Source organism: Arthrobacter castelli DSM 16402, from assembly GCF_000430705.1.
GTDB classification, from domain to species: domain Bacteria; phylum Actinomycetota; class Actinomycetes; order Actinomycetales; family Micrococcaceae; genus Arthrobacter_C; species Arthrobacter_C castelli.
Genome location: NZ_AUMN01000044.1, coordinates 1 through 3,213, shown reverse-complemented (window position 1 = coordinate 3,213; position 3,213 = coordinate 1). Strand labels below are relative to the sequence as shown.

The 3,213-nt window shown below is 63.1% G+C and carries 2 protein-coding genes; both read left to right on the top strand.

What is annotated here, in order from left to right; all coding sequences use genetic code 11:
* Window positions 1–2,006 (top strand): ATP-binding protein (locus H535_RS0121560; RefSeq protein WP_211236664.1); only part of this gene is annotated, 2,006 nt, incomplete at its 5' end.
* Between the two features lie 3 nt (window positions 2,007–2,009).
* Window positions 2,010–3,213: hypothetical protein (locus H535_RS0121555; protein ID WP_026821173.1), on the top strand; the 1,204-nt coding region annotated here is incomplete at its 3' end.

The window sequence follows — 3,213 nt, the reverse complement described above, 5'->3', positions numbered from 1 at the left end:
AAGCCACATTGCGGTGGATTCTCAAACAACTATGCGTGCGGGGGGCCGAATCGCCCGGCCACCTCGCCCACCGCGCCCCGGTCGATGCGGGATGGCAGAACCTGCCCGGCCTGCCGGAACCGCTGGTCGATGAAGGCTGCTACACAGACGGGCTGAGCCGCCAGGAAGCGTTTTCGACCCGCGTGGTCAAGGTCAAACAGGACGACACCACCGCACCGTCGTATCAGTGCCATGGCGCGATTGGCGCCGCACCGCACGCCGGATTCGTGTTCCCCGGCGCCGAATTCGTCAACTCCGTGACCTCACTGCCGTTCGATGTCGATTTCATGATCCACGCCAAAGTGACACCGGCGGCGAAGGTGGTCTCGCGCAACCGGAAAGCCGAACGGAACTTGAAGGAGCAGTATGATCAGCGGTCGGCCACGTCCAGCTCCATCGTCGGCGGGTCCAGCGAACTTGACCGCACCGCCGAACAGCTCTCGGGATACCACGAAGAACTGACCGGCTCCGAACAGGCCGTCGAAGTGGCCGCCACCACCGTGTTCACCACATCAGGGCCCGATGCTGAAACCGCACGGTCGAAGATGGAAGCCGTACAGGAACTGTACGCGCCGGCCGAATGGATTATTGATGTGCCTTTCGGCGGCCAGGAACACCTGTTTTGGGACGGATGGCCGGGCGTGCGCCGCTCGCGCACCTGCTCGGACTACCTGCAAGTAACCTCCGGCCGGTGCTTCGCCATGGGCATCCCGCTGGCCTCCGACGAGCTGGGCTCACGGTCCGGATACCGGATCGCCACCAACATCACCACCGGTATCGGCTCGCCGGTGTTCCAGGCCATCGGCGATCTGGCCGAAGCGGACGTGTCCGCGGCGTTGGCCGTGGCCGGTGAACTCGGCTCGGGCAAGTCAGTGCTGATGAAAACAATCGCCGTCCATTCCTACAACCGCGGCGCGCGGCTGGTGATTGTGGACCCGTCCGACAACACCGAATGGGCGGTGATGTCCGGCCAACTGACCGAGGCCACCGTCCTCGATTTCCTCAACCCGGCCGTCAGCGCCGACCCGCTGCGCGTGTTCGGCACCACCCAAACCGGCACCCGCGTGGCCCTGAACTTCCTCACAGTGCTGCTCGGTGAACGCGCAGCCTCGGATACCGGCGCCCTGCTGTTTCATGAGTTGAGCCGGGTATCGGATGAGGAGCTTGATATCACCTCGCTGGCCGGGCTGCGTGAGCACCTGGCCAGCGGCGAGTTCGATGAGGACGACTACAGGGCACTGGCCCGGTCGATAGCCCGGAAATTGGCCGTATACGCGGAGATTGATGCCGGTCAGGCGTTTTTCAACCCGGATCTGGAACCGGTGGACCTTCAGACGCCGGCGCTGGTGTTCTGCACCCACGGATTGAAGCTGCCCTCACCGGATGAGATGGCCTCGGAGTCGGCCCGCAAGGACATGAGCCTGGACAAGATTGTCGGCCGGGCCGCATATGCGTACCTGGCCGAAGTCGGATTCAAAATCGGCACCGCCGACGATTCCCAGGAAGTGCTGTTCATTGTCGATGAGGTCCACCGGATGACCGGCTCGGATGAAGGACACGACATCATCAAAGACGCCATCAAAATCGGTCGTAAACACAAGTTCGGTCAGCTGCTCGGCGGCCACGACTCGGCCGAATTCGGCGACGAGTCACTGCGTGACTTGATTCCCCAACGGGTGGTGATGCGCACGCGCGGGGCAGGATTGGTCAAGTCCAACCTGGGATGGCTCGATCCGGCCTACGCGGCCGACGAACAGATGCGCGACCTGGTGATGAAAGACCTCTCACCGATGGACGAGAACGACCGGGTGCCCGAAGAACGCCGCGGTGAAGCCCTCTACCGCGACCACCGTAACCGGATCGGCAAAATCAAAGTCCAGGTGCCCATGGACCCGACCATGGCCGCAGCGGTGCTGACCTCACCACCGAAAAAAACCAGCGAAACCGCCACAGCACAAAGGGGATAAGCGATGGCGCTGACTTCACCGGCCGCCGACCTGAGCCTGAGGGTGTGGGTGCTGCTCGACCAACGACCATGGCTGAAAGCCGCAGTGCTGTTCGCCGTGGTGTGTACCTGTTCGCACCTGATCCTGATCGAGCAGGCCTACGCCGACGACGGCGGGCAGAACGCCTCGATGCGAACCTTCTTAATGCCGGTGCTGGGCATCACCGACACCCATGGCGTGCCGATCGAATCTTACTCGTCACTGCCACTGGACTACGGCAACGCGACACATCTGCCGCGGATGGTCCGTTCGGCGATCCTGGCGATTCTGTGGACGATTTACGCGTTCGGCGCCTTCCTGCTGATTGCCTGCGTCGATTTCATCGTCGGATTCGAGTGGGTCGATTGGCTCACCGCCCCGTTCACCCTCGTCGCCTCGTCCCTGCACGATTTCGCTTTCCAAGTCGGGCTGCCCACCACGTTGCTGATGCTCACCGGCGTCTCCATCGCCATCGCCGCCGCCACCGGCCGGTACGCCTCCGGGGTCATCCAACTGGTCAAGGCCTCCACGATCTTCGCCATCCTCGCGGTGTTTTTCGTCGCCCCCATCAGTGCGCTCACCGCCGGTAGTGATGACCCGTTCGCCACGTCGAGCAGCTACGGGTCTCAACTCGGCTCCGGGCTGGTCAGCGAAGACGGTAAGATCCCCGAAGACCCGGACACGAACCCGGTCTCGGGGCCGCTGGTGGACCTGCTTCTGCGCACCCCCGCCCTGGCCATCTCCTTCGGCTCCAACGTCAGCGCCCAATGCCTGGACGTTTTCGATGACACAGCAAAATCGACCGGCGACGATGAGGCAATCCGACAGGCAGTGACAGACTGCGACCCGGACGCCAAAGCAGCCAACGAAACCGACTCCTGGGTCGCGCTCGGCGCGTTGATGATGTTCTGGCTCTCATCGGCCGGCGTGCTGGCCATCCTGGCCGTATTCACATTCTTCATCCTCAAAGACACCGTGCTGGCGCTACTCAGCGTCCTTGGGGCCATCATCAACGGCATCATCGCTCTCGGCCCAGGCGTCACCGCCGCGACAGCGTTCGTCAGATCAGCGCTGAACATCGCCCTGTGCGTGGCGATGATCGGCATTTACACCGCCCTGCTGACCGTCAGCATCGGTGTGGTCAACCTGGTGATCGGCCTGACCGCCGGATTTTTGGCCCGGATCATCT